The 22749-nt window shown below is 62.2% G+C and carries 23 protein-coding genes and 4 pseudogenes; 11 read left to right on the forward strand and 16 right to left on the reverse strand.

Annotated elements, in window-relative coordinates; all coding sequences use genetic code 11:
- Positions 1–216 precede the first annotated feature (216 nt).
- Positions 217–768, forward strand: coding sequence for a recombinase family protein (locus FE263_RS20900; protein WP_138327984.1), 552 nt, complete (start codon positions 217–219; stop codon positions 766–768).
- A gap of 1421 nt (positions 769–2189) precedes the next feature.
- Here the strand turns inward: FE263_RS20900 and FE263_RS20905 are convergent.
- Together FE263_RS20905 and FE263_RS20910 are read right to left on the reverse strand one after the other, a co-directional pair.
- Positions 2190–3626 (reverse strand): IS1182 family transposase, encoded by a 1437-nt coding sequence (locus FE263_RS20905; protein ID WP_138327985.1) that lies wholly within the window; start codon positions 3624–3626, stop codon positions 2190–2192.
- Between the two features lie 101 nt (positions 3627–3727).
- Positions 3728–4129, reverse strand: a complete 402-nt coding sequence (locus FE263_RS20910) for a DUF5367 family protein (RefSeq protein ID WP_240760024.1) — start codon at positions 4127–4129, stop codon at positions 3728–3730.
- Between the two features lie 87 nt (positions 4130–4216).
- Here FE263_RS20910 and FE263_RS20915 point away from each other — a divergent pair, with 87 nt between their 5' ends.
- Complete coding sequence (locus FE263_RS20915; protein ID WP_138327986.1) at positions 4217–4861, forward strand: TetR/AcrR family transcriptional regulator; 645 nt, start codon at positions 4217–4219, stop codon at positions 4859–4861.
- A 146-nt stretch (positions 4862–5007) separates the two neighbouring features.
- Here the strand turns inward: FE263_RS20915 and FE263_RS20920 are convergent, their stop codons facing one another.
- Entirely contained in the window at positions 5008–5385 is a 378-nt protein-coding gene (locus FE263_RS20920) for a hypothetical protein (protein WP_138327987.1), read from the reverse strand.
- Positions 5386–5624: 239 nt separating this feature from the next.
- Between FE263_RS20920 and FE263_RS20925 the strand changes: the two genes are divergently transcribed.
- Entirely contained in the window at positions 5625–5864 is a 240-nt protein-coding gene (locus FE263_RS20925; protein WP_138327988.1) for a hypothetical protein, read from the forward strand.
- Positions 5865–6112: 248 nt separating this feature from the next.
- Positions 6113–6649, forward strand: a complete 537-nt coding sequence (locus FE263_RS20930; protein ID WP_138327989.1) for a GNAT family N-acetyltransferase — start codon at positions 6113–6115, stop codon at positions 6647–6649.
- Between the two features lie 177 nt (positions 6650–6826).
- Here FE263_RS20930 and FE263_RS20935 read toward each other — a convergent pair whose 3' ends face one another.
- Together FE263_RS20935 and FE263_RS20940 are read right to left on the reverse strand one after the other, a co-directional pair.
- Positions 6827–7744, reverse strand: coding sequence for a tyrosine-type recombinase/integrase (locus FE263_RS20935; RefSeq protein WP_240760028.1), 918 nt, complete (start codon positions 7742–7744; stop codon positions 6827–6829).
- Between the two features lie 38 nt (positions 7745–7782).
- On the reverse strand, positions 7783–8223 hold the full coding sequence (locus FE263_RS20940; RefSeq protein WP_138327991.1) for a GNAT family N-acetyltransferase: 441 nt from the start codon (positions 8221–8223) through the stop codon (positions 7783–7785).
- A gap of 209 nt (positions 8224–8432) precedes the next feature.
- Between FE263_RS20940 and FE263_RS20945 the strand changes: the two genes are divergently transcribed.
- The 3 genes and pseudogenes from FE263_RS20945 to FE263_RS23020 all read left to right on the forward strand — a co-directional run.
- On the forward strand, positions 8433–9269 hold the full coding sequence (locus FE263_RS20945) for a hypothetical protein (RefSeq protein WP_138327992.1): 837 nt from the start codon (positions 8433–8435) through the stop codon (positions 9267–9269).
- 16 nt (positions 9270–9285) lie between these two features.
- A pseudogene (locus FE263_RS23015) lies at positions 9286–9647 on the forward strand (IS66 family transposase); the annotation flags it as partial.
- Positions 9648–9818 (forward strand): annotated as a pseudogene (locus FE263_RS23020) (IS66 family transposase zinc-finger binding domain-containing protein); the annotation flags it as partial.
- 31 nt (positions 9819–9849) lie between these two features.
- On the opposite strand, the pseudogene FE263_RS22880 reads toward FE263_RS23020, so the two are convergent.
- The 7 genes and pseudogenes from FE263_RS22880 to traA all read right to left on the reverse strand — a co-directional run.
- A pseudogene (locus FE263_RS22880) lies at positions 9850–10176 on the reverse strand (IS66 family transposase); the annotation flags it as partial.
- Positions 10177–10178: 2 nt separating this feature from the next.
- Positions 10179–10719: pseudogene (locus tag FE263_RS22885) on the reverse strand (transposase); the annotation flags it as partial.
- Between the two features lie 140 nt (positions 10720–10859).
- A complete protein-coding gene (locus FE263_RS20965) occupies positions 10860–13655 on the reverse strand; it encodes a TrlF family AAA-like ATPase (protein ID WP_138327994.1) in 2796 nt (931 codons plus the stop codon).
- A 152-nt stretch (positions 13656–13807) separates the two neighbouring features.
- Positions 13808–14077, reverse strand: a complete 270-nt coding sequence (locus tag FE263_RS20970) for a Txe/YoeB family addiction module toxin (protein ID WP_138327995.1) — start codon at positions 14075–14077, stop codon at positions 13808–13810.
- Positions 14074–14337: a type II toxin-antitoxin system Phd/YefM family antitoxin gene (locus tag FE263_RS20975; protein WP_138327996.1), complete on the reverse strand. Its 264-nt coding sequence runs from the start codon at positions 14335–14337 to the stop codon at positions 14074–14076. The genes FE263_RS20970 and FE263_RS20975 overlap by 4 nt, the downstream gene beginning before the upstream one ends.
- Positions 14338–14415: 78 nt before the next feature.
- The gene (locus FE263_RS20980) at positions 14416–15048 is read right to left on the reverse strand and encodes a hypothetical protein (protein ID WP_138327997.1); all 633 of its coding nucleotides are present in this window, start codon (positions 15046–15048) and stop codon (positions 14416–14418) included.
- A 9-nt stretch (positions 15049–15057) separates the two neighbouring features.
- The gene (gene traA / locus FE263_RS20985) at positions 15058–17871 is read right to left on the reverse strand and encodes a Ti-type conjugative transfer relaxase TraA (RefSeq protein WP_138328017.1); all 2814 of its coding nucleotides are present in this window, start codon (positions 17869–17871) and stop codon (positions 15058–15060) included.
- Positions 17872–18074: 203 nt separating this feature from the next.
- Between traA and FE263_RS20990 the strand changes: the two genes are divergently transcribed.
- The 3 genes from FE263_RS20990 (at position 18075) to FE263_RS21000 (ending at position 19601) form a co-directional block, all read left to right on the forward strand.
- Complete coding sequence (locus tag FE263_RS20990; RefSeq protein WP_138327998.1) at positions 18075–18407, forward strand: conjugal transfer protein TraD; 333 nt, start codon at positions 18075–18077, stop codon at positions 18405–18407.
- Positions 18397–18711, forward strand: a complete 315-nt coding sequence (locus tag FE263_RS20995; RefSeq protein WP_138328018.1) for a conjugal transfer protein TraD — start codon at positions 18397–18399, stop codon at positions 18709–18711. Before FE263_RS20990 ends, FE263_RS20995 begins: the two co-directional genes overlap by 11 nt.
- A gap of 74 nt (positions 18712–18785) precedes the next feature.
- The gene (locus tag FE263_RS21000; protein WP_138327999.1) at positions 18786–19601 is read left to right on the forward strand and encodes a class I SAM-dependent methyltransferase; all 816 of its coding nucleotides are present in this window, start codon (positions 18786–18788) and stop codon (positions 19599–19601) included.
- 16 nt (positions 19602–19617) lie between these two features.
- On the opposite strand, the gene FE263_RS21005 is transcribed toward FE263_RS21000, so the two are convergent.
- The 3 genes from FE263_RS21005 to FE263_RS21015 form a co-directional block, all read right to left on the reverse strand.
- Positions 19618–20115 carry a type II toxin-antitoxin system YhaV family toxin gene (locus FE263_RS21005; RefSeq protein ID WP_138328000.1) on the reverse strand — a complete coding sequence of 166 codons (498 nt, stop codon included), beginning with the start codon at positions 20113–20115 and terminating at the stop codon, positions 19618–19620.
- A 3-nt stretch (positions 20116–20118) separates the two neighbouring features.
- The gene (locus FE263_RS21010; protein WP_138328001.1) at positions 20119–20451 is read right to left on the reverse strand and encodes a type II toxin-antitoxin system PrlF family antitoxin; all 333 of its coding nucleotides are present in this window, start codon (positions 20449–20451) and stop codon (positions 20119–20121) included.
- A 154-nt stretch (positions 20452–20605) separates the two neighbouring features.
- Complete coding sequence (locus FE263_RS21015) at positions 20606–20842, reverse strand: hypothetical protein (protein WP_138328002.1); 237 nt, start codon at positions 20840–20842, stop codon at positions 20606–20608.
- Between FE263_RS21015 and FE263_RS23025 the strand changes: the two genes are divergently transcribed.
- Positions 20823–21434, forward strand: coding sequence for a recombinase family protein (locus FE263_RS23025; RefSeq protein ID WP_138328003.1), 612 nt, complete (start codon positions 20823–20825; stop codon positions 21432–21434). The two genes, FE263_RS21015 and FE263_RS23025, sit on opposite strands and share 20 nt — an antisense overlap.
- A 132-nt stretch (positions 21435–21566) precedes the next feature.
- Here the strand turns inward: FE263_RS23025 and FE263_RS21025 are convergent, their stop codons facing one another.
- The gene (locus FE263_RS21025) at positions 21567–22484 is read right to left on the reverse strand and encodes a replication protein RepA (protein WP_138328004.1); all 918 of its coding nucleotides are present in this window, start codon (positions 22482–22484) and stop codon (positions 21567–21569) included.
- Positions 22485–22749: the final 265 nt, after the last annotated feature.

Raw genomic sequence — 22749 nt, forward strand, 5'->3', positions numbered from 1 at the left:
GGTCTAGACCGGGCCCGTTTTTATCTGAGTTGCCGAAGCATCACTTCGTCAGGCCTCTGATCTTGAAGCTGAACGCGGAGGTGTTCCAATAAAGACCCGGGTAGTCCCTTGCCGAACACATGCCGGAAGACGCTGAACCCGTTCGAATAGGGTCGCTTTCTTGCTTGCCGAACGGTTATGCTTGGAGGTCCAGACCCTAAGCGAACGGAATGCGGCATGTTGGTTGGCTATGCGCGGGTATCCACTGTCGAGCAGTCGGTCGACCTTCAGATCGAGGCCCTCCGGGCAGCTGGCTGCACGAAGGTCTTCTCCGAACAGCAGTCCGGCACCTCAGTCAAGGGCCGCCTCAAGCTCGACGAGGCGATTGAGTTCGTGCGCGAGGGCGACGTCTTGGTCATCACGAGGATTGACCGCCTGGCGCGCTCGATTGGGGACCTGCAGGACATCGTCCGGCAGCTCAAGCGCAAGGGCGTGAGCCTGCGAGCGACTGAGCAGCCGATCGACACCAGCACCGCCGCAGGCAAGGCCTTCTTCGACATGCTCGGCGTCTTCGCCGAGTTCGAAACGAACTTGCGCCGGGAGCGCCAGAGCGAGGGCATCGCTGCCGCCAAGGCTCGAGGGGTCTATAAAGGTCGCAAGCCAACTGTCCCGACTAGTGAAGTGGTTCAACTGCTGGCCAGCGGCATGCGGCCGTCAGACGTCGCGCGGAAGCTCGGCATCGGCCGAACGAGCGTCTATGCAGCACGAAATATGCAGCAGGTGACGTAAGCATTTGCTGCATCAAATCATTATCTCAGAGACGGCTATGAAGATCGTACCGCAACCGGCTGTAAGTGAGGCTCAAGCTCGAGCAGCCGCCTGAACTACCTCAGGAATGAGCGGGCCTATTATGCCTACGTAAGAATCAATCGCAGCGGCGACAGAAATCAGAGAACTAGCCGGAGAAGGGAAAGCATAAGTTTCGGCCGGGGGAATACCCGCATTGATCTACTGCGGGGCGTCTCGATCATCCTGGTGATGCTACAGCGCTTCAATATCGCTTACACTTTGAGAGATACCTTGCTCGCGAAGCTTTTGGGGTGGTCGGTCCTGCCCGCCGTATTCCGGAAAGGCAACCATGCCGTAACGATGTTCTTTGTCATCTCGGGTTATTTGATGACCGCTAATGCGGACATGCGCTGGGGAAGCTTAGAGTGAACGAGCTCTCGCGGTTTTTGGCGCTATGTGCTGATTATGTGCTGGTCGCAAATGGGGCAGGACCAGACATAGTGACTCGATGAAGATGGCTATGAAGCCGACCACGAAGGCCATTCGCCTTGTCTCATTTACTGAGCTCCTCCTGAATTTTACCAGCTTCATTATTGCAGTACTTTACAAAACGGAGTGTAGATCCATTGTCTAAGACTCAGCCACTCCGTAGGTTACCAGAAGCACTACTCGGTCTCAGCTGCAACACGGAGACACCGTTACGTAAAGTGAGATCTCCCTGATAGCGAAGGGGCACAAGGTGGAGATCACTCAGGATAACTAGGTATGGAGTGTAGGCAGCGGGACCGCGGTTCCGGCCAGCTCGAAGACGGGTTTTCGGGACGCTACAGGCCCCGGAAACCGTGGCTATGAGAATGGTACCGCAAACGGAGGTTTTCGGAACACCCTCCACCCAGGTCAGGCGATCATCCAAGATCGTTGGGTTACAGGAACGGGAAGTCCTAAGCTTGTGTTGAGAAGAGGGCCCTCCAAGAAGCAGCAGTCGCAAAATATATAGAAAGATTGGAGGATGAGGATGAAAACCCGTACGCTTGGCACGTTAATCGGAACGCTTGCGTCCATAATCGGGGTAGTTTTGGCAACATTAGCGCGGAAACTTCCAGCACCATACGGTGAGGAAATCCCACTGCTCTTCATAGCATTTTTACTTACTGGTATGTGGATATTTGTCAAGGTTACGAGGCATAGATGGGATAAGGGTGGAAAATAGCTGGACAGTTACATCGACAATTGAAGCCGTGCTTAAAGATATCTTCCCCTGACTTTTCCCCGTTCCGCAAACGGTGGTTTCTGGAACGGACTGTGCACTGGCCTGGCAGTCACGACTAGGGGTCTGCTTCCGACCGAGGCTGTGTAGAAACTCGTTGTGGACCCTGATGGGCGACAGAGACGACGGGCTCGGTTGGAGGCGTTCGCTTCTCTTAAGCTCGCATGGCGTGCATCAGTGCCTCGGTCCCCATGATCGCGATCACCCGCTTCATGTTGTAGGCTAGAACCTGCAGGCTCATCTCCGTGCTGACCCGTCCGAGCGTTCGGGTCAGGAAGTGTGTGGCGCCCATCCAGGCCTTGATAGTACCGAACGGGTGCTCGACAGTTCTCCGGCGCAGCCGCATCGCCTGTCCCACCTGGTCCAGCCGCTTCTGCATCGCGTCCAGCACATCCTCGTGCTCCCAGCGCTTAATACGTCGCTCCTTGCCCGTGGTGCATTTGGCTTTCACGGAGCAGGTCATGCAGGCGTCCGTCAGATAGCAGTGCAGGGTCATGTCCTTCTCAACCGTCTCGTAGCGCGAAGTCAGCAGCGCGCCAGCGGGACAGCGATAGGCGTCCTGTTTCGGGAGGTAGACGAAGTCCTGCTTGCCAAATCTGTTGTCCGCCTTGGAACCGGAGGTAAGCGGCTTGGGCACATAGGGAATCGCGCCAGCCTCCACGCAGGCCAGCACCTGCCGTCCGGAAAAGTAGCCGCGGTCGGCGAGCACAGTCAGCTCCTGTCGTCCGGTCGCCTCTTGCGCCAGCTCCGTCATCGGCGCGAGCTGCGTGCGGTCATGGCCGGCATTGATTACGGTGTGGGCGACGATCAAGTGGTGCTCAGTGTCGACAGCCGCCTGCACGTTGTAGCCGACAATGCCGCTGCCTTTGCCGCTGGTTGCCATCGAGCGCGCATCCGGATCAGTCAACGAGATCTGCTGGTCAGGTGCGGCCAGCACGGCCTGCTCCATGTCTCGGAATCGCCGCATCTGCTCGCGCAGCTCCGCGATACGTCCTGCCAGCCGCACCGACTTGGCTCGGGAGCCGGCATCATTGTACCGGTCGGCGGTTTCCATCGCTTCCAGGTATCGGCGGATACTCTCGTCCACCTGCTGCATGCGGCGTTCGAGTTTGTAGGGGGTCAGGTTGCGGTCACGGCTATTCACGGCCTTGAACTTCGAGCCGTCGATGGCAACGCCAGTATCGGCAAACAGCCCGATCCGGCGGCATAGCAGCACGAACTGGCGGCACACTGCCTGGATGGCGGGACCGTTGTTGCGGCGAAAGTCGGCGATGGTCTTGTGGTCCGGCGCCAAACGGCCGGTGAGCCAGATCAGCTCGAGGTTGCGCTGTGCCTCGCGTTCCAGGCGGCGGCTGGATGGAATGCGGTTCAGGTAGCCATAAAGATAGATCCGCAGCAGCGTCGAGGGATGGTAGGCCGGGCCGCCGGTGGCTTCAGGGACCATCCCAGCAAAGCCCAGCTCGGCTAGATCGAGACTGTCGATAAACACCTCAACGACCCGGACCTGGTTATCCTCGCCAACGTAATCGTTGAGGCTCGACGGGAGCAGAACTGTCTGACGCCGGTCCAGACCCTCGATAAAACGGCTCATGAACTACCTGCGCTTTGTGTAGGTCGGCTGGATCGTATCGAGCCGCATGCGGCAGGCAAATTTACCGCATGCGGTAAGGCTTCCGCCCGATGTTCAAGCTGTCAGATGGTAGCCAGACTGAGTTCCGATCCTGCCTTGCCGCTTCGCAGCCTGCGCTCGGCGATCATGAACGCGATCCAGGCGCTGATCCCGTAGCCCCAGAGCAGCCAGGCTGCGCCAGTACGCGCCAGATGGTCATCCACCCCATAAACGGTTGGAAACCAACGCAGCGCGGCGCCATCGATCAGCATCGCGTCTCCGAGCACCACCATGGCGCCGGCAAGAATCTGATGCGGCTCCAGTTTGGCCAGGCGGCAGACCAGCCAGACGCAGAACCAGCTCGCGAATACGCTCGTGACAAAGCTCAGATCGCCCCTCAAACCGGGAGCAACCCCACCAGGATCCAGCCTGATGCACAAAGTTGCCAGTATCCAATAAACGCCGGCGAGGGCGGCGCAGATCACGACTTGTCTCGGTCTCAGCATCATCATTCCCTCTTATGTAGCACCCACTACGTAGCAAGCTGACGTAGCGGCCGCTACAAGATTCCGATGCCTGTTGAACGAAAACCATCCCGATCCACCAGCGCGACCGCGGTGGGATCCGAGCGTGCCGCCCGGCGCTCCGAACTTGCGGACGCGCTCGCCGACATCGTTCTGGCGGAGGGTCTGGGCGATCTCGGGCTGCGTGGGGTCGCAGCCAAGCTCGGTACCAGCGATCGCATGCTCATCTACTACTTCGAAACCAAGGAGCAGCTCGTCCTGGAGATGCTCGACAAGGTGGGGACCAGGCTGACCGCGATCCTCGTGGCCAACAGCGACGCCCCTCGCGTGTCGCCGGGTCAGTTCCTTTCCGGTGTCCTGGCCCTCTCCACCGATCCGGCAATCGCGCCGTTCATGCGTCTGTGGACCGAGGTGATCGCACGGGGTGCGCGGGGAGAAACACCGTACGACCAGGTCGGCGCCAAGGTCGTGCGGTCATGGATGACCTGGATCGAAAGCCGCCTCATTGACGCAAACGATCCCGCGGAGAAGGCCAGGCCGGCAGCTCTGCTCTCCATCGTCGAGGGGATCAGCCTGTTGGAACTCGCAGCACCGGGAAGCACCAAAGACGTCCAGCCCTACCTGACCAGGATGCTCGATGCCGTTGTGCCCACGAAGCCCGCAACCCGGCGAAGACGGCCTAGCTCAACCTGAGCCTGTATTTCCGTTTCCACACAGCCTCGACCCAAACGGGACTCTAAAGTTCGGCAGAAGCGGAATCGAGACTGCATTTATTTGCCATTGTCGATGCACGTCTTACAAGGCCGACAGCATTGGCTCACCACGAGGATGATCCACCGCTAATAGTAACTCCGAAATCTATCGTTCGGCTCACCCCAGTCTGCCCACCACACTTGGCAGCTGGACTCGATAAAAATTAGCATTTCGATATCATACTCATACTTCATCTCCTCCGGCTTCGGCCAGTTCTGCTGAAGCAGAGAGACCACTTCCTCAGCTGTAGATGTGGCGCTGGCATCAGGGAACGCGGCTGGGTCTAGTTTGATATGCAGGCGGCCAGATCTAAGCAGCGTGCGCACAAGGTCCAGAAACTCCTTCTGGTGCTCGGCAGGTATGTCCGACGCACAGCGCTCTTGAACAGCTTTAAACAAGCCGATCAGGTCCCGACGCGCACCTTCTTCAGTTGCTTCGTGCCTTGCTTTCTCCGACAGGCTCAAAGCGGCTCCTTCTCTTGCGTTCCTGCATCAACCTACCTCGTCGAAATGACGAGCCAAGCCGCTAGCGGTTGAAATCTAATGCTTGATACCCGCCGGGCATAGTCGCTCTCAACTTCATTGCGGTCAGCCACATGATGCGGCTATTACGGCACCATGCTTGATGGCTCCTGATTCTCCATCAATTGGACACTGGCGTAGAGTTCTTCCACCGAGCTGATGAGAGAGCATACTTTGAGTGAATGAAGCGTATCCTGTGCGTCGCGACCATCTCAGGTGAGGGAAGGCGTGGTTTGGTGGTGAAGCTCAGTCGTAGGCCGGGACAGGACGATCTGCGGCAACTTCTTGCTCTTGGGCACCGCTACGGTTTCGACATGCGTCAACTCGCAAAGTTTGAGACAGACGCCAATCGTGATTGGTTTGGCAATCCACTCGCCTACTGGCATGATGCTGTGTTTGGGGGCGGTTCAGGCGACATCTAACCGTCTGCTTTCCACCAGAGAGCGACATTTGTACCTCGATCAGATACAGGTCCCAGATCGGGGGCTACCGGGCGTACCGCAGACGGTCGTCTGTGGAACGCCTGCCCGCCTCGTCCCCTGTCCCCGTCCACCACCTCCGGCGATAGGCAGAGACCGGTGGACTGCTGTCGGGTTCGACCCAGGGCTGACCCCTGGTTGAGGCACCGCTCGACTTGAGTAACCATCACGCTTCACGTCGCAAGCAACCGATGATGATGATCCAGACCTTCGCTGAACCGATGCTGCCAGCTGCGCTGCAAGATCAGCTGCGTCCCCTACTTGATGACGCGTTTCCCGGCTTCTTCAACGGCCGGATCTACGTCAAGCAGCAGCCGCACTTTCGGATCATCATGGATGATGAGGGTGAAGTCGTCGGGCAGGTAGCCCTGGACTATCGGGTGATCAGGGTTGGTGCCGAAGTTGTTCAGATATGCTTTGTCATAGACCTCTGCGTTAGGAAGGATCGCCGCAGACAAGGCATTGGGTCCAAACTTCTGGCCGAAGCGGAGACTCAGGCGCGCCAAGCTGGCGTGAGCTTTATAGTCCTAATGGCGGACCTCCACGACTTCTATAGCCGCCACGGCTTTCTACGTATCCAAAGCGAATTGACCCGGTGGCTTGCGATAGAGGATCGCGCTTCGCACTCGTTGATCGAGGAAGACCTCGCCGACCAGCTCATGGCAAAGCCTATGACCGAGATCGGCTGGCCGAAGGGTCCAATCGACCTGTTGGGCTACTTGCCTTGAGCCTTTCACCCAAAGACATATCTGCTATCCACCACATGCAGACAATCGGCTGGATTTCGTATTGAGACTTAGACCCTGTCACCGCCGTGAGAGGGCGGTGTCCTACCAGCGGATCGACACCACATTGTGGTCGTCTTCGTCCGAGAGCAGCGGCAGTCGACATCGTGGCCGGTACGACTATACCCGGATCCGTTCGACCTCATCGAGGCTGATCTCGTCGCGCCGTCGATCATAGAGCTGGGTGGTGCGGGTGCTGGCGTGATTGGCCATGGCGGCGGCGTTCTCCAGCGTGCCACCGTTCTTCAGGTAGGCGGTGATCCCCGTCGCCCGGAAGCTGTGGTTGCCGATCTTGGTGCCGATCGCCGCCGCCAGCGCACGCCGCCGCACCATGGCGTAGGCGTTGGCCTGGGGCAGGGGCGTGCGGGTGAGGCGCTGGGTGCCCCGGCCGATAGTGCGGAACAGCGGCCCCTTGGCGTCGCCGGCGATCCCGACGCCGTCCAGGTAGGCGTGCAGGTACTCCTCCAGCGTGTGGTGGCAGGGCATCTCATGCCGCTTGCCGCCTTTCTCACGCAGCCGCACCCACAGCCTACGGTTCTGCACGAAGACGTCCTCCACCTTCATGGCCAGCGCGGCACCGACGCGCCCAAAGCTGTAGACCATGAGCGCGATCAGCGCCCGGTCGCGCAGCCCGATCGGCGTGGTGACGTCGATGCTGTCGAGCAACGTGCGGGCTTCGGCCGGATCCAGCACCGGCGTCTTACCCTTGCGGACGCTGTGCGCCGGCCCGCGCACCGAGGCAGCCGGATTGAGCGGCACCACCTGGCCCATCACCAACCAGTCGAACAGATGGCGGATGGCGGCGAGCTGCTGTTTGACCGTGGGCGCCAAGCGCGCCTGCGTCTGGAGCTCGATCCAGGCCGCCACGTGCAGCGGCTGCACGGCCGTGATCGACGGCACCGCGTGCGCCTCGCACCAGGCCAGGAAGTCGGTCACCGCCCGGGCATAGGCGCGCCGCGTGTGCGGATTGCGCAGGGTGGAAGCGAAGAACTCGAGGAAGCGGATGCCGGCACGCTCCCCGGCCGCGGTGACCAGCACTGGCACAGCGCCCGATCCAGCAATCGCGAGCGCCGTGCTCATGCTGTTTTGGGCACCAGGCGCTTGCTCAGGAAGATTGAGCTGTGCCCGGGCGGATAGTCCGGCAGCTCGCCGAACACCTGATAGCCGAGCTTCTGGTAGAAGCCCGGCGCCTGGAAGCTGTAGGTCGACAGCCAGGCGGCATGGCAGCCGCGGCGGATGGCTTCCTGCTCGGCCTGGTGCATGAGGCTACGGCCGACACCGCTGACCCGCAGCGTCTCCGGCACGAACAGCAGGTCAACATAGAGATAGCCGCGGATCGTCCAACCCCAGAGGCCACCGACGACCTCCTCCGAGCCGGGTGGCGTCAGTGTGACGGCAAGAGGCGTCCGCCGATCGGCGTGGCCGACCCGCTCGTCGTTCAGGCGCGCCAGGGGAACGCCGATCGCCGCCGCGATCTCCGGCCCGGGCGCCTCCACCAGCTCGATCGTCGGGACCATGAGCACCCCCTTACCAAAGTAGTGGTCTACCTCAGCCTTTACATGCGATAAAGGATATTATCACATATACAGTTTTTTTTAAGGTTCAGTTGGGCTTGCCTTTGAGCGAGTAGGGAGGGCAATGATCAGGTTCGCATGAAGCACCCTCGACACACGGCTACAAGACACTTAATCTTTTGCGATCAGGAACGATCTATAAAGGATCCCAGATGAGGCTCCTGGCTATCGTCGCCATTCTGGGCCTTATCGCCGCTCCAATGAGGGCACAAGCCCAATGTAGCGAGATATTAGAGCACGGCCTTTACAACACTTATCAATCTCTTAAAACCAACGACCTGAAGTCTGCGATGGCTCAGGGTTTGTGTCAGTCAAGCGAAAACACAAGCTCTGGCGGTCAAGGTGGTGGTGGTGGATTGACGATACCAATTTACGGTGTGCCAATCGGCATAAGTGGTAACTATGAGACGTCGCAAGCAGAAAGCATCAAAAATTCCTCGTGCCAAAATGGCCAAACCAGTCTTTCTGATCAGAATTATCTTTCACTTCTCTCACTTACTGTTGATCCAGAGATTGTTAAAGCTTGGTCTGCATGCCAGCAACAAGGCGGCCTTTATATTGATGGTATATTAAACGGAAGTCAGCTTATAGTTGAGTTCCGCTTTCGCCCGATGGGCATTCTCTCGCAGTCGAGGTTCGTCGATAACCCAACAATCACTGGAGCAGACTGCTCGCAGTTCCCCAAGACTGGCGACACTATAAACAATGTCTCTCATCAGTATCTATGTTATCGTCACGGAACTGATGCTGTAACGATCCTTGCTAACGACGACTCATCTGGGGCCGCTCAATTCCTCATACCAGCTGTGATATCGGCCCCGCCCCTCGCCCCGGTAATACCGACGCAAATGACCTGTCGATATGTGCCAGTAGCGAACGCAAGCCCACTAAGTCTCCCACCACCAACCTGCACCGGTACAGGTGCCCTTGGTCAGCCCTGCACTTGTCCAGGAGTCTATGGTGGCCTTGCCTACATCACTGCCAAATAGTTCAGTCTACCAGGTGCATGCGCAGCGGCCGTACTTAAAACTGGCCGATGTCGAGCAGAGCGCCCGCCGTCGATCACGCGGCGAGCCAGCAGGCGTCATCTCGCCGATCGTGCTCGAGGCAGTGCGTCGCCTCGATGCGCTGTTCGAGATCGAGCGCGCGATCAACGGGCAATCGACGGAGCATCGTCGGGCTGTCCGCCAGGAACTGAGCGCGCCACTGGTCGCCAACCTCAAGACCTGGATGCGCGAGCAGCGCCCGAAGCTCTCGCGCGGCACCGATCCTGCCCGTGCGATGGACTGCATGCTCAAGCGCTGGCGTCGTTTAGCCGCTTCCTGGCTAATGGGCGGATTTGTTTGTTGAACAACGCGGCGGAACGGGAGGTAGTGCCCCGCACCTGGAAGGTCATCCAGCATGTGCGCGAGAAGTTCTCCTGCCGGGACTGCGAGCGCATCAGCCAGCCTCCCGCCCCGTTCCACGTAACGCCACGGGGTTGGGCGGGTCCGAGCCTGCTAGCGATGATCCTGTTCGAGAAGTTCGGTCAGCATCAGCGTAACCCTCCGGTGAGGGCCCTGTAGTAGCTCAGGCGGCCGACTGCTTGGCGATGAGCGCGTTCGCGTAGTTCCATGGCAGCAATTCGTTCAGGCGCTGTGCAGGGTGGTCGGCGATGCGGCGTAGCGTGTCGCCAAGCCAGGCACGCGGATCAACGTCATTGAGCCTCGCGGTCACGATCAGGCTGTAGATCGCGGCGGCGCGTTCGCCTCCACGGTCTGATCCCGCCAACAGCCACGCCTTGCGGCCGATGGCGATGCCACGCAGCGCGCGTTCCGCCGCGTTGTTGGTGAGACAGATCCGGCCGTCCTCGAGGAACCGCGTAAATGCGGTCCATCGCTTCAGCATGTAGTCCATCGGACCATCGGCGAGAGCGTCCCCAGCGCCCGCGTCCGACCGCCCCGCTTGCGCACACCAAGCCTCTCCTCCCGGTAGAGCCGGAACGACCGCTTGTGGTTCATCCGCACGTCCGCTCGCGCCAGCAGGATATACAGCCGCGGGTAGCCGCCGCCGATGGGCGCTAATGCCCGCAGCAGCCGCCGGATCTTCGTGTCGCCTGGCCGTCATCTCGCTTACCGAGACTTCTTGAGCTCCATGCCCACGAGCCCGCACACTCGCCGCTGCAAGCAGCCCTTCTGTTCCATCGCCCAGGTCACGGCAGCACGCCGCGAGCCGGGCATCAGAAGTTTCTGCCAGCGGATCCCTCAGTGTCGACACGTCCAGCATCGAGTCCGCCAGCAGCCTCTTGAGATTGGCGTTCTCGTCCTCGAGCGTCTTCAGCCGCTTCGCGTCGGACACCTCCATGCCACCATACTTGACCGACACATGCAGAACGTCGCGTCGCTGATGCCGTGCTTGCGGCAGGGGCCATCGCCGCCCCAGCCTGCGCTTCTAGAGCACCGCAAATACCTGCTCCTGGGCAAACCTTTACCGCTTCATCGTCCGTCTCCTGGGACGGCTTCTGGCTCAGACTGAGGGCATCCGAGGGGGCAAGGTCGAATGTTTGACGCACAAGGATTCAAAAAGGGACAGTCTATGCGCTAGAACCCGTATTTCTCGCGCCTAGCTTTGAAGGCGGCCTCGCCACCTTCCATAATTTTCTTAATAGCCTCCCTAACGACTGGCACGTCGATAGCGCCTTCACCCACAATCTTCCCACCTGACTGGTCACCTGCCTTTCGATAATCGCACCAGACCACAAGCTCAGCGTCCCCGTTGACCACTAAGTTGGCGTTGTGGCTGGCAAAGATAATCTGCCGCTTCTGCTTGGCCAACCATATCTGCTCCACAATCTCTGTAATGACCGGATTGTCCAGGTCTTCCTCGGGTTGGTCGATCACGAGTGGCGGACCGGCTTCATTTAACAACGTTTTCAGAAGCGCCGTTGCTTGTTGACCGGCGGATGCATTTCGGAACGGGATGTACTCGTTTTCTCGGGAACGATATTCGAAAACCGGTTCACTGCCAATTTCAACCAGTGAAAGCTGCAGCCAATCGGTGGAAGAAAGCTTTGCAGCGATTTTGTCGAGATCTGCCGCCGAAAGGCCTGCCCGCGTCAGGGCGACAGTCGCCGGCCTTTGTCCGGCCCCCTCTTCCTCAGGTTTAAACATCGAAAGCAATTCGAGGTCCCGCAAGACCTCCTGCCACATGACTGCCGGATCAGATGCAGCCGTAATAGCGGTTCCAACAGCCTCCAACCTCTCGCGTCGGGCACCTGATCCCGCAAGGATGTCTTTTAAGCGCTGAACGAAATCGGCCGCGTTGGCAAAGCGCTTTATCGTGGCCCGAATTGCCCCTTCTGAATTCGCCGTCAGCACTTGGCATTGTGCGTCCATGAGGTGATCGTGGTCGCTTCGCAAAGCTACCCAGGCCGTACGTTCAGAAGCATATTCATCCTCAGTCCCTCGTAGAGCCGCAATCTGCTCCTGTGTCCTGACTGTCTCATCGTGATGTTGATTGAGCCTCGCGTTAATACCCTCCAGTTCCGCCATTTTTTCTTTGTGGGCAGACGATCTCTGCACTGCGGCAGAGTAATTAGCCCTGAAACCCTCAAGGGCGGCGATCCATCTTCCAACAGACGAAGCCGGATCGTCCTGCAAGGTGAGGAACTGCTGTAGGTGGCCATCAAGCTGATTTATGGCGGAGCCGATATTCCGCATCACGCGCTGATAGTCCGACGATATCTCTGCTATCAGCTCCTGTTGAACTTGGGGCACAAAAGCTTTTGCTGCGGTATCACTAGATTGGGCTTCTTGCAAAAGCTCGGCAAATGTTGTTCGGAGGGTTGCGACATTATCGGACCACGATGTTATGGTTCGGGATGCTGCGCTGTAACTTTGCTCCTGGTCAAGAAACTGCCGATCTTCCGGCAGGAGGCCCGTAAGCGAAGCCTGAATGCTCGCCGACTGTTCCTGAAGCGACTGCGCCGCCAAATCCCGGCCTGCTAGATCCTTTTGCAACGTCCGGACCCTTTGGAGCGTCCCGTATCTCTGCCGTAGTTTAGCGGCGGTATCCTCCGCTCGCGTTTTCAGCTGGGTCAGGTCGGTGCGGATGGGTGCTGTCAGAAATCGGGTAAGCTCGTCAATTCGAACGCTAACGTCACTGAGCTGTTTCTGACTGTAAGCCTGGATCGGCAGCAGAGATCGAGCCTCGGCTTCCGTGCATTCACGCAATTCTGCTGATCCGATTTTAATCATGACAGAACCATCTTTACTGTGCCGACGCACGACATGAGGAACGTCGTGCAGGCTGAAGGTGACGTCGACGGTGGCTCCCAAGGAGGTCAGTGTGCTTTCAATAAGACGCGCGCGCCGAGACTGATAATTCGGTGAATCTTCGTCGGATGCGCCGGGTGGCTGATCACATAGCGCCCAACGCAAATATTCGAGGATTGTCGACTTGCCGGTGCCTCGTCCTCCAATAAGTGCAGTATATTGAGCATTCAATTCAAGGGCGATCGGCCCAAGGAAGGTGCTGTTGCTGACATCTACGCGGGAGATTACAACGGGCGGGAGTCTTGGTTCCTCCTGAGAAATGCGCGACTCCTGGGCAAGGCATGCCTGCCGCAAGGCTTCGGCGGTCGGAATGGCCCATTTGACCCACGTAGAGTTAACGCCAAGCTGCCTATGATCCTCGTGCCTGTTGTCAGAAGTTTGGAAACACCCAATACGTTTGAAGCCCCACTCTTTGATCTTACCATCGAGCCGCTGCCGAAATCCGGGCTTAAGCTTTTCAAGGCTTCCGTCAACGTAGCCTCCGACACAAGGCATTCCGGCGTATTTCCCGTGGAAGCCGTCCCGGAGCACGGAAACCTTTCCCTCACCACTGACATTCGGCAGAATGATGTAACGGCCCTTCAGCCAAACGTGCTCGTCAAGTTTTTCATGGATCTGGGAGAACGAAACGATATTGTCGAGCCGAATGACGTTGCCATTACGGGCTTCCGTACCTGGAACGGGATTAATTGTTAGCGCAGTCTGGAGGGCTGGAAAGAGGTTCTCAGGAAAGTCAGCATCCAAAAGAAGGATCGCCTGACAGGGGACGCCCAGCGTTAGCTCCATTCCAGGAAAAACGGTCAACCGTTGCTCCAATTGTAGCGGGCTTCCATCCTCAGCTGTCTCCTCAAGCGCGGCGCGGCGCACGTAGTCGACGAACTCCATGTCGTGATGGTCAGTGATTGCTATCGCGGAAAGCCCTTTCTCGCGGGCCGCCACAATTAGACGCGCTGCGTAGACACGCCGCTCGTCACCGGTAACAGCATTGGAGCCGCGCCAATTTTGATCTCTCGGCGTATGAACCTGAAAGTCGCATTTGAAGAAATGAGCGCCGTGATCCAAACCCTTTTTCCCCTTACGCCACAATTTTCGCACCGAGGTCGCCAGCCGCGAGGGCGCTCATCCAGGCAAGACAAATATCACGGGACTTATAGCGGCCGAGAGCGGCAACCGCCTCCCGCACACCAGTTTGGGCTCATTCGCACATCAGCCCTTCAGTAGTGATAACGGCATTGGATGACCTCGATCCGCTGATCCTCACCCTGGCGCCCCTGGACACGATAGACCAGCCGGTGCTCTGCCGTGATCCGTCGGGACCACCAGCCGGACAGGTCGCCCTTCAAGGCTTCTGGCTTGCCGATCCCCTGGAAGGGATGCCGACGCACATCCTCGATCAGCGCGTTCAGCCTGCGATGCACTGCGGGATCCGCGTCGACCCAGTACAGATAGTCCGCCCACCCGTCATCGCTGAAGTGGACCCTCACGTCTTGGGCGGCACCAGATCATGCTCCATGCCGCGATCTGCCGCGAACTGCCGCACCCCGCGTAACAGACGTTCGGCGTTTTCTGGGCTGCTGAGCAGATGCACCGTCTCCTGCCAGCCGGTGAATTCCTCCTCGGAGATCATCACTACGTTGCCCTTGCCACCCTGGCGCGTCACCACGAGCGGTGCCCGGGTGAGGGCGGCCTCGTCCAGGTAGCGCGACAGGTTCTGCCGCAGCTCAGTATAGGAAACATGCGTCATCACGGCACCTCTTGGGCTGATCCTAGCACACTGACGTACAGAAACCTGTACTGATCCGGGGACATCTCCAGAACCAGCTTAGTACCGCTGGATGACCCGGTAGTCGCTGTGCCCGTCCGCCTCGAACTGGCCGGCACTCTCGTCCACCCGGATGCACGGCCGGCGGTCCGCGCCGCACTGCTCCAGCTTCCCCAGCATACCGGCCTTCCGCCAGCCGTCCCGGGTTGCCAGCAGTTGCGCGATCTCCGCCTCGAGCTGAGCCTTCTGCACCTGTGCGCTCCCGATGGCCCCCGCGTCCCACCACAGCACGGCGCTGCTCGCAAGCCACCAGAGCACCGCCAGGGCCGCGATCCCGGCCACGCCCCAGCCGAGCAGACGCCAGCTTGCCCACAGCACCACCCGCCGCAGCGCGGCCTCCGCCTGCCCGGCACCATCCGCCACCCGATCCAGCCGCCCCAGCAGCGGCACGGCCGCTGCCTGCACCGCCTCCACACCCATGCCGGCGGCCCGGGCCATGCTGTCCTCCACCGCGCTGCGCACCGCGGCCCGTGCACCCAGCTCCAGCGCCTGCCGCGCCTGCGCCAACTGCTCGCGTTCCCGGGCCAGCGCCGCCCGCTCCGCCGCCAGCCCCTCCAGCGCCGTCTGCACGGCGGCCTGCTGCCGCTCGGCGATCTCCATCAGCCCGTACAGATGCTCGTCCGCCCGGCTCATCCCGGATCCTCACATCCCAAGCGACGGGCCACGGCTGCGCGTCGGCCGCCGTGCTTGATCGAGCTCCACCTCCCGCTGCCGCACCTGGTCCTGCTGCTGGCGCCGCGTGGTGGTCTCCGCCACCTCCAGGAAGGCGGCGATCGCCCGCTCCGGCTGCGCATGCCCCAGCACCCCGTGCAGGGTCGGCCGCTCCGCCACCCCAAACTCGGCGTCCCGCGCGCACAGCACCGCCACCAGGTCCGGTCGCTTGCGCACCTCCTGCCCGAACGCCACCAGCCGCTCGCGCGCCATAGCGAGGCCAGGATCCGACCCCAGGCCCGGAAGGGCCGCCGTGTAGTCCTTCACCAGCCCGTCCCACTGCCGGACCAACCCATGCGCCTGCTGGTCGCGCTCCGCCGCCTGCTGGCGCTGCTGCTGGTGCGCCGCGTAGCGATCCCGGAACCCGGCCCGCCCCGCCGCCACGCGCTGCGCCGGCTCAGCCGCCGCCGGCACCACGATCTCGCTTATCGGCATCGAGACGCCGCGCCGCCCGCCGTAGGCCCGCACCAGATCGTCCCGCTCCGCCTGCATCTGCGCCGGCGTCGCCCCAAGGGACCCCGGGCCACCCAGCCCGTAATCCAGGCTGGTGTCCTTCAGCCGCTCGCGGCCCAGCACCTGCGCCAGCTTGTCCCGGCTGCCGATCTCGTCCGCACTCCAGTGCAGCCGCACCGCGTCGCGATGCCGGGTCAGCCCGACATACGCCGCATGCCGGTCCATCAGCCCGGTCGCCAGCACATGCGCCTGGTCGACCGTCACCCCCTGGCTCTTGTGCACCGTCGCCGCATAGCCGTGGTCGATGTGGTCGTAGTCGCGCAGGTAGAAGGTCACATCCGTCCCGCCGCCCGCCTTGCCACCAGGCCCGTCCAGCCGCACCGTCAGCCGCTCGCCACCGGCCTCGATCGCCACCAGCGTTCCCAGCGTGCCGTTCTTCACGCCAAGCCCACGTTCGTTGCGCAGGAAATACAGCCGGTCGCCGGTGGCAAACGTGCGCTCGCCGCGCTCCGTCACCAGCACCTGGTCGGCCCCCAGCTCGCCCGCCGCCCGGCGCACCGCACGCGCCTGCTCGTTGAGGTCGCGCACGTCGTCGCGCCGATACGCCAGGATGATCTGGCTCGCGTCCGGACGCGCCTGCCGCACCGCATCCCAACCCGCCACCACCGCCGCCTTGGCGGCCTCCAGCGTGTCGTGCCCCGCCACCATCCCGGCCGCCTCGTAGCGATCCAGCGCCTGCGCCGTGCGCCCGGTCGCCAGCTCCCGCGTCGCCTGCTGCTGCCAGACATCACGCTGCCGCCGCACCTCGGTGATCTCCACCGACCCGACCCGCTCGGCGATCGCCCGAAACGCCGCACCCGCCTCGATCGCCTGCAGCTGCTCGGGATCGCCCACCAGCACCACCTTGGCCCCGGCCGACGCCGCCGCCGAAAGCAGCCGCTCCATCTGCCGCGAGCCGATCATCCCGGCCTCGTCCACCACCAGCACGTCGCGCGCCGAGAGCGTGTCGTAGCCCTTGTCCCAGGCATGCAGCAGGCTGTGCACCGTCCGACTGGCAATCCCTGCGCCGCCTTCCAGTCCTTCCGCAGCAATCCCGGACAGCGCCGCCCCGCGCACCGTGTAGCCTTCCGCCGCCCACGCCTGGCGCGCCACACCCAGCATCGTGCTCTTGCCGGTGCCGGCGTAGCCCACCACCACGCTCAGATCCCGCGCCCGCATCACATGCGCCAGCGCCAGCGCCTGCTCGCCGTCCAGACCGGCGCCGTCCGACCGCCGCGCCGGTGACACCCGGTGCGCCTGCCGCGCGCCCAGCGTAGCCGCCGCCTCCTCCATCCGCTGCTCGGTGGCCAGCATCGCCTGCGTGGTGAAGCGCTCGGCCCCGCGACCGTCCACACCGAGGCGCACCAGCTCGTCCGAAGCCTCCACCTTCGCCAGCACGTCCGCGAACTGCGCCGCATCCGCCGTGTGCCGGTGCACCAGCCGCGCCAGGTCGCGTCGGGTAAACGTCGAGTGCTGCTGCGTCAGCACATCGAGTGCGATCTCCGGCGCCGCCGCGATCCGCGCCCCGTTGCGCCGTGCGATCCCCTCGTGCTCGTCCGCACGCTCCGCCGCCTCGCCACGCTGCGCACGCCGCGCCCCGGCCGGCCCGATCTTGTGCTGCGGCTCCAGCGGGATGCCCTGCGCCGCATAGGAGCGGTGGTCGATCCGCACATCATGCCCCAACTCGGCCAGCCGCTCGTTCGCCAGCGACGCCCAGCGCTCCCGCCAGCCGAACAACAGCCCCCGGTCGTTCCAGGCCACCACCTTGCGGCCGAACCTCGCCCCCTCCTCATGCCCATCCCGGCCGGGGACAACCTCCCGCATGGTCAGCATGACGTGCGCATGCGGCTGCAGCTCGCCATCCGCCGCCCGGGTCCAGTGCACGTTCAGATCCGCCACCATCCCGCGCCCGACAAACTGCTCGCGCCCGAAGTCCCGCACCAGCCGGATCGCCTCGGATCTACCCAGCTCGCGCGGCAGTGCGATCTCGATGTCGCGGGCGAGTTGTGCGTCACGGCGCTTCTCGCCGGCCTCGACCTCGTTCCATAGCGTGGCGCGGTCCAGCCAGCGCGGGGCGGCGCCGTCCGGCAGCAGAATCTCGCGATGGATGACGCCCGCCTTGGCGGTGTAGTCATGCGCACGCCCAAGTGCCGCGTCGTGCAGGCATTCCGCCGCACGATACGCGGCTGCCGCAACGGCGCTGCGCCCGCTCGAGCGGCCGATCACCTTGGCGGAGAAATGGTAGATCGCCACGGGGTCGGGCTCCGGCACGTCGTCGACGGCGGAATCCTAGCGGCGGCAGCACAGGTCATGCAATGACCTATAAGCGCGCATTTCTTGCCCTGCCTCCGCTGCGCTTCAGCAGCACAAATGACGGGCTTTGCCAGCACCGGGGATCTTGATGACGGTCCGGAACCGCCCCTAGAATCCTGTCCCAGATCGAGTGGGAATACGACATGGCACGCAAGCCACGGGACTATGACGCCGAGCTTCAGGCGCTCATGGACAAGGCCAGGAAGGTCAAGACACAGAAGACCACCCAGCTCGGCGAACTGGTGCAGGTTACCGGGGCCGACGCCCTGCCCTTCGAGGCGCTGGTCGGGGCGCTGCTCGCCGCCCTCGAGCAATCGAAGAAGCAGCCCGAGGCGGTCGCGAGGTGGACCGAACGCGGGCAGGCCTTCTTTCAGCAGGGCAGCAGGCGCGGGGCTAAGACCGCAACCGGCGACACTGCTGGCGGAGTTGCGGGCAACAGCCGCCCGGCTGCTGCGGCTGACCGTGCTGCGCAATAGGCTCGATCGCGCCCGTAGTCGCGATGACAGCCGCCAATGGGTGCAGGACAGGCGCGCCCGCACCCGGCACCTGATCGAGCTCGGCGGACTGGTGCAGAAGGCCGGACTGGTCGAGCTGGTCGACGATGACCGGGCGACGCTGTTCGGGGCATTGCTCGAGATGGCGGCGCGTCTGCGCGAGGGAGGGCAGGAGGAAGGGGACGAGCACCAGCAGGTCAGCCCGGCTGATCTCAGGGCACGCTGGCGGCGACGGGGACTGCGTGCCTTCGAGGCCGACAGGAATGCCGATGACGTCGCTGCCTAGCCTGGGCCGACGGGAACAGGGACAGGCCGGGTCCTGGCTCAATCAGGCGGCAGGGATTGAAGGACCAAGACGGCATGACCAAGGACGTACTGAGCCTCAACCAGCGTGGCTGGGATCTGCGGGTCGAGGAAGAGGACGTCTGGACCCGCCCGGTCTCGTCCGAGCAGATCGATCGCGCTCGTCAGGGCGATTGGTCGCTCATCCTCACCCCCAACCGCGTGGTCCCGCGAGAGTGGTTCGGCGACGTCACCGGCCGGGACATCCTGTGCCTCGCGTCTGGCGGCGGCCAGCAGGCGCCGATCCTGGCCGCGGCTGGTGCACGCGTCACCGTCTTCGATGCCTCGGCACGACAGCTTGCTCAGGACGACCTTGTCGCCACCCGCGACGGACTCAGCCTCACCATCGTGCAGGGGTTCATGCACGACCTGTCGTCATTTGCCGACGAGAGCTTCGACCTGATCTTCCATCCGGCCTCCAACTGCTTTGCGCCCGAGATCGAGCCGGTCTGGCGGGAGTGCTACCGGGTCATGCGGCCAAGTGGCGCGCTCCTGGCCGGCTTCATGAACCCGGACGTCTACATCTTCGATGCCGAGGCGCAGGACCGGGGCGAGCTGATTGTCCGCCATCCCCTTCCCCATGCCGAGATCCATGACCTTCCGGCCGACGAGCTCGAGCGCCTGCTGCGCCGGGATCACGTGGTGGAGTTCAGTCATTCGCTCGAGGAGCAGATCGGCGGCCAGCTCAAGGCCGGGTTCGTCCTGACCGACATGTTCGAGGATAAGGACCACGGCTTGCCTACGACCGGGCGGTCCAGGTTCATGCCAACCCTGTTCGCCACCAGGGCAGTGAAACCTCGACCAAGTCGCGAACCGCAATCGTCGGGGGTTTGACCTGCCTGCAGGTGGCTTAGGTACCGCCCGGCGTATCCTCGGTGGCGCTGAACCGGCGCTGTGCGTCAGCACCCTCCGCCGCCGCCAGCAGTGCGGGCCAGTCGTCGGGTGGATTACCGCTGGCCAGCATGCGTCCGAACACGGCGTAGGGATCGGTCCCTGCCCCGGCCTTGCGCAGCGTGTCGCGGTCGTTGACCCAGGCGTACACGATCACTCGCGCCTGCGAGTCAGCCCGGAAGAACAGTCGGAACCGGTTGCCTGCGAACTTGGCGCGGAACCAGTGGCGATGCGCCCGCCCCAGCGTGTTGCCCTGCCGGAACTCTGCCGCCAGCGGATCACGCGGAATGCGGTCCAGGATCAGCGCGCGGATTGCTGCCAGCAACCGCGTGTCGCCCTTGCCCTGCCAGCCCTCCGGATCGGCCCGCCTGGCCCGCTCCACCGCCGCCAGCAGGCGCTCGAGCTGGTCGAGAAACAGCGGGTGCGCATGAAGCCGCCATCCATGCCGCTCGAGCACCGGCTACAGCGCCACCTCGCCCTCGATCAGTGCGTCTGGATCCACCTCGCCCAGCTCTCCCGTCACCGCCTCAAGCTGTGCCGCCAGGGTAGCAGTCAGCGGCAGCACGGCCCCCGTCGGCCGCCCGGCCATGTCAGCTTCCAGCAAGGTCAGGAAGGGTGCCAGGGCCGGATCAGTGGTCTCGTCCTCCGGTACCGCATGAATGGTGACGCTATGCCCCTCCACCCGGAAGGCGATGCGCCCGCCATAGCCAACCCCCAGCGCTTGGCGCACCGCCCTGGGCACCGTGGTCTGCCCCCTGGCGGTGATGGTGCAGAACTCCTCGACAACCGGCATGGACCTACTCCAGAACAACCTCACTGATGAGCCAAAAGGTAATGCGTATGCCTTACTTTGTCAGCCTCTTTCCGACTTTCGCCGTCGAGAGTGGGTTGGGCGTCCAAATGCTGGATAACCCTGCCCGCTTTGACGGCTCTGCCGCGCTTCCGGATCAAAGCATGCGATACGCCACCCGCTGCTTGGCCAGCATGCGTTCGGCCACCCGCTTCAATGCTTCCTGAGCCGACTGAGCTGCCCTTTCCAGCACGGCCTCCACGACATGGATCTGATCCTGAAGCTGAAAGTCGGTTCGCGCATTGAACTCGCATGAATCGGTCTCGATCAGCGGCCTGTAGCTGCTCGTCAGCTGCTTCCAGACACGGCCGCCATTGGCGCCGATTGTCAGCACGCGGTGCTTTGTTCGCTGCAGCAGCCCAAGCTGCTCCAGCGCGGCTAGGCCGGCCGCCCAAGACGTCCAGGAGTATGGCTCAGGCGCCGATAAACACCGCCCTGCGCTCGCTAGGCTGCTCGGTGGCATCGCCCCGGGCGACACTCTTGTCGTCGTGCACCTGGACCGCTTGGCGTGGTCACTTACCCACCTGATCCAGCTGCTGGACACGCTCACCGCCCTCGGTGTCGGCCTACGCTTGCTGCGCAACCCGATCGACACCGGATCACCCGCCGGGCGCTTCTCGCTGCACATCATCGGCGCCGTCGCCGAACTTGAGCAAGCGCTGAACATCGAGCGGACGAAGGCAGGGGTCGCTGCAGCCGCACGCAACGGCCGATTGCCCGGCCATTCAGGACTGAGAGCTCGAGATGCGGCTGTCACCCAAAAGCTTGCCCCGGCGCGGCAGGCAAGGGCTTTGAACCGAGCACGCCACGGGCTTGCACCATGGCTTCCTTACATCGAAGCTCAACGTCCCGCAGCCTGGGAAACCGTTGCTAGGCATATTGCAGAAGCGAGCGGTTCAGACGGGCAGCGATGCCGTAGCGGGTGAGCTCGGCGACGGCGGCCGGGGCAACCAGGACTGGTCCAGCAGTCTCGAGGCTGATCAGGGCGTGCGTCGGTCCTTCCCCAGGCCTTAGATCCAGGGTTCGCCTTATGCGCGATACTGCCAATTATCGTTCGCCTACGGGGTACCAATCGCCCGAACTTGTACGACCGTCTTGGGGATCGGTGGCTTAGACGGTAACAGGACGAAGCCGCCCTTAACTTGGTCCAGCTTTGCGTCCGGATAGACGGCCCGCACGGCCATCAAGGTCGAGAGCATCTTACGCTTGAAGTTTTTCGGGTCCGCGTACTCCTGACCAAACTGCTCCCGCAGGTTCTTCCAACTGATGCGTTCTCCAGACACTCGCTGGACGCGGTGCAGCCGGTGGGCCAGCCAGGTATAGACGTCGAGAGCCAACGCGCTATGCCGCAAGGCCGCCAGTGCCCTGGCATCCAAGGGCACCGCATATTCGGTCAGTGATGCGAAGAATTTCGGTGTCAGCTCGACCACGCAAGGTGTTAGGGGGTCCCGATCGCCCGAACCGTCCGTCCATGCTGAAAATCGTTCGATCGGCTTGGCGTCCACCGTCTCCGTACCAAATCCCAGGCTCATGCGGCAGGCCGACAACGCTTTCATCTGCTTCTTGAAGGTCGCGTATTCCCTGCCCCCGGTATCAACCTCCAGGCGCATTAGGAATTCCCGCACCGACCGGCCTACCTCAACCACAGGCGATTTCGAGCGTACAGCTTCCGAGCTTACGTGGACCAGGGCCAAGCGAGGACGGGTTCCGTAGGGGATTGGCTGCTGGATCCAATTCTTGCCGTTCCAAAGCTTGCCAGCCTCGATCAGGATCGACGCCTTGCCGTTCGTGCGTTCGAAGGTAAAGGCTTTGGTCTCGCGTCGCGGAAGACCGACTTGGCAAAGAACGCTGTGCAGGAAATCGGCACGATCTGGCGGTGTTTCAGCGATGTCGACCGCGAATCGAATGATGCGAGCTGTGTTGGCAGGAAGCGATCCACGGGGAAGCTCACCCTGGGCGGGCGTGTCATCAGCCATGCTCCTCCCTTCCACGCGATTCGTAAGAATTTCACTCTACGGGATCAAAACGGTTGGCTGAAAGGGGTGCCAATCGCCCGAATCACAATCAGCGTGAGCTTTGTCCTGCTGGTCTGGCGGACGGTGCGTGAGTTGAGGACAAAGGGGGATGGCTTGCCATCCCCCTTTGTCCACAACTAGCGCCGACAGCTAGCGGGAAGGTTTAATGGGAAGCTATTGGAGAGCCTATCGGTTTAGGGGGGTGCCAATGGCCCGAACCGAAGGG

The organism is Lichenicoccus roseus (assembly GCF_005844085.1).
Taxonomy (GTDB): domain Bacteria; phylum Pseudomonadota; class Alphaproteobacteria; order Acetobacterales; family Acetobacteraceae; genus Lichenicoccus; species Lichenicoccus roseus.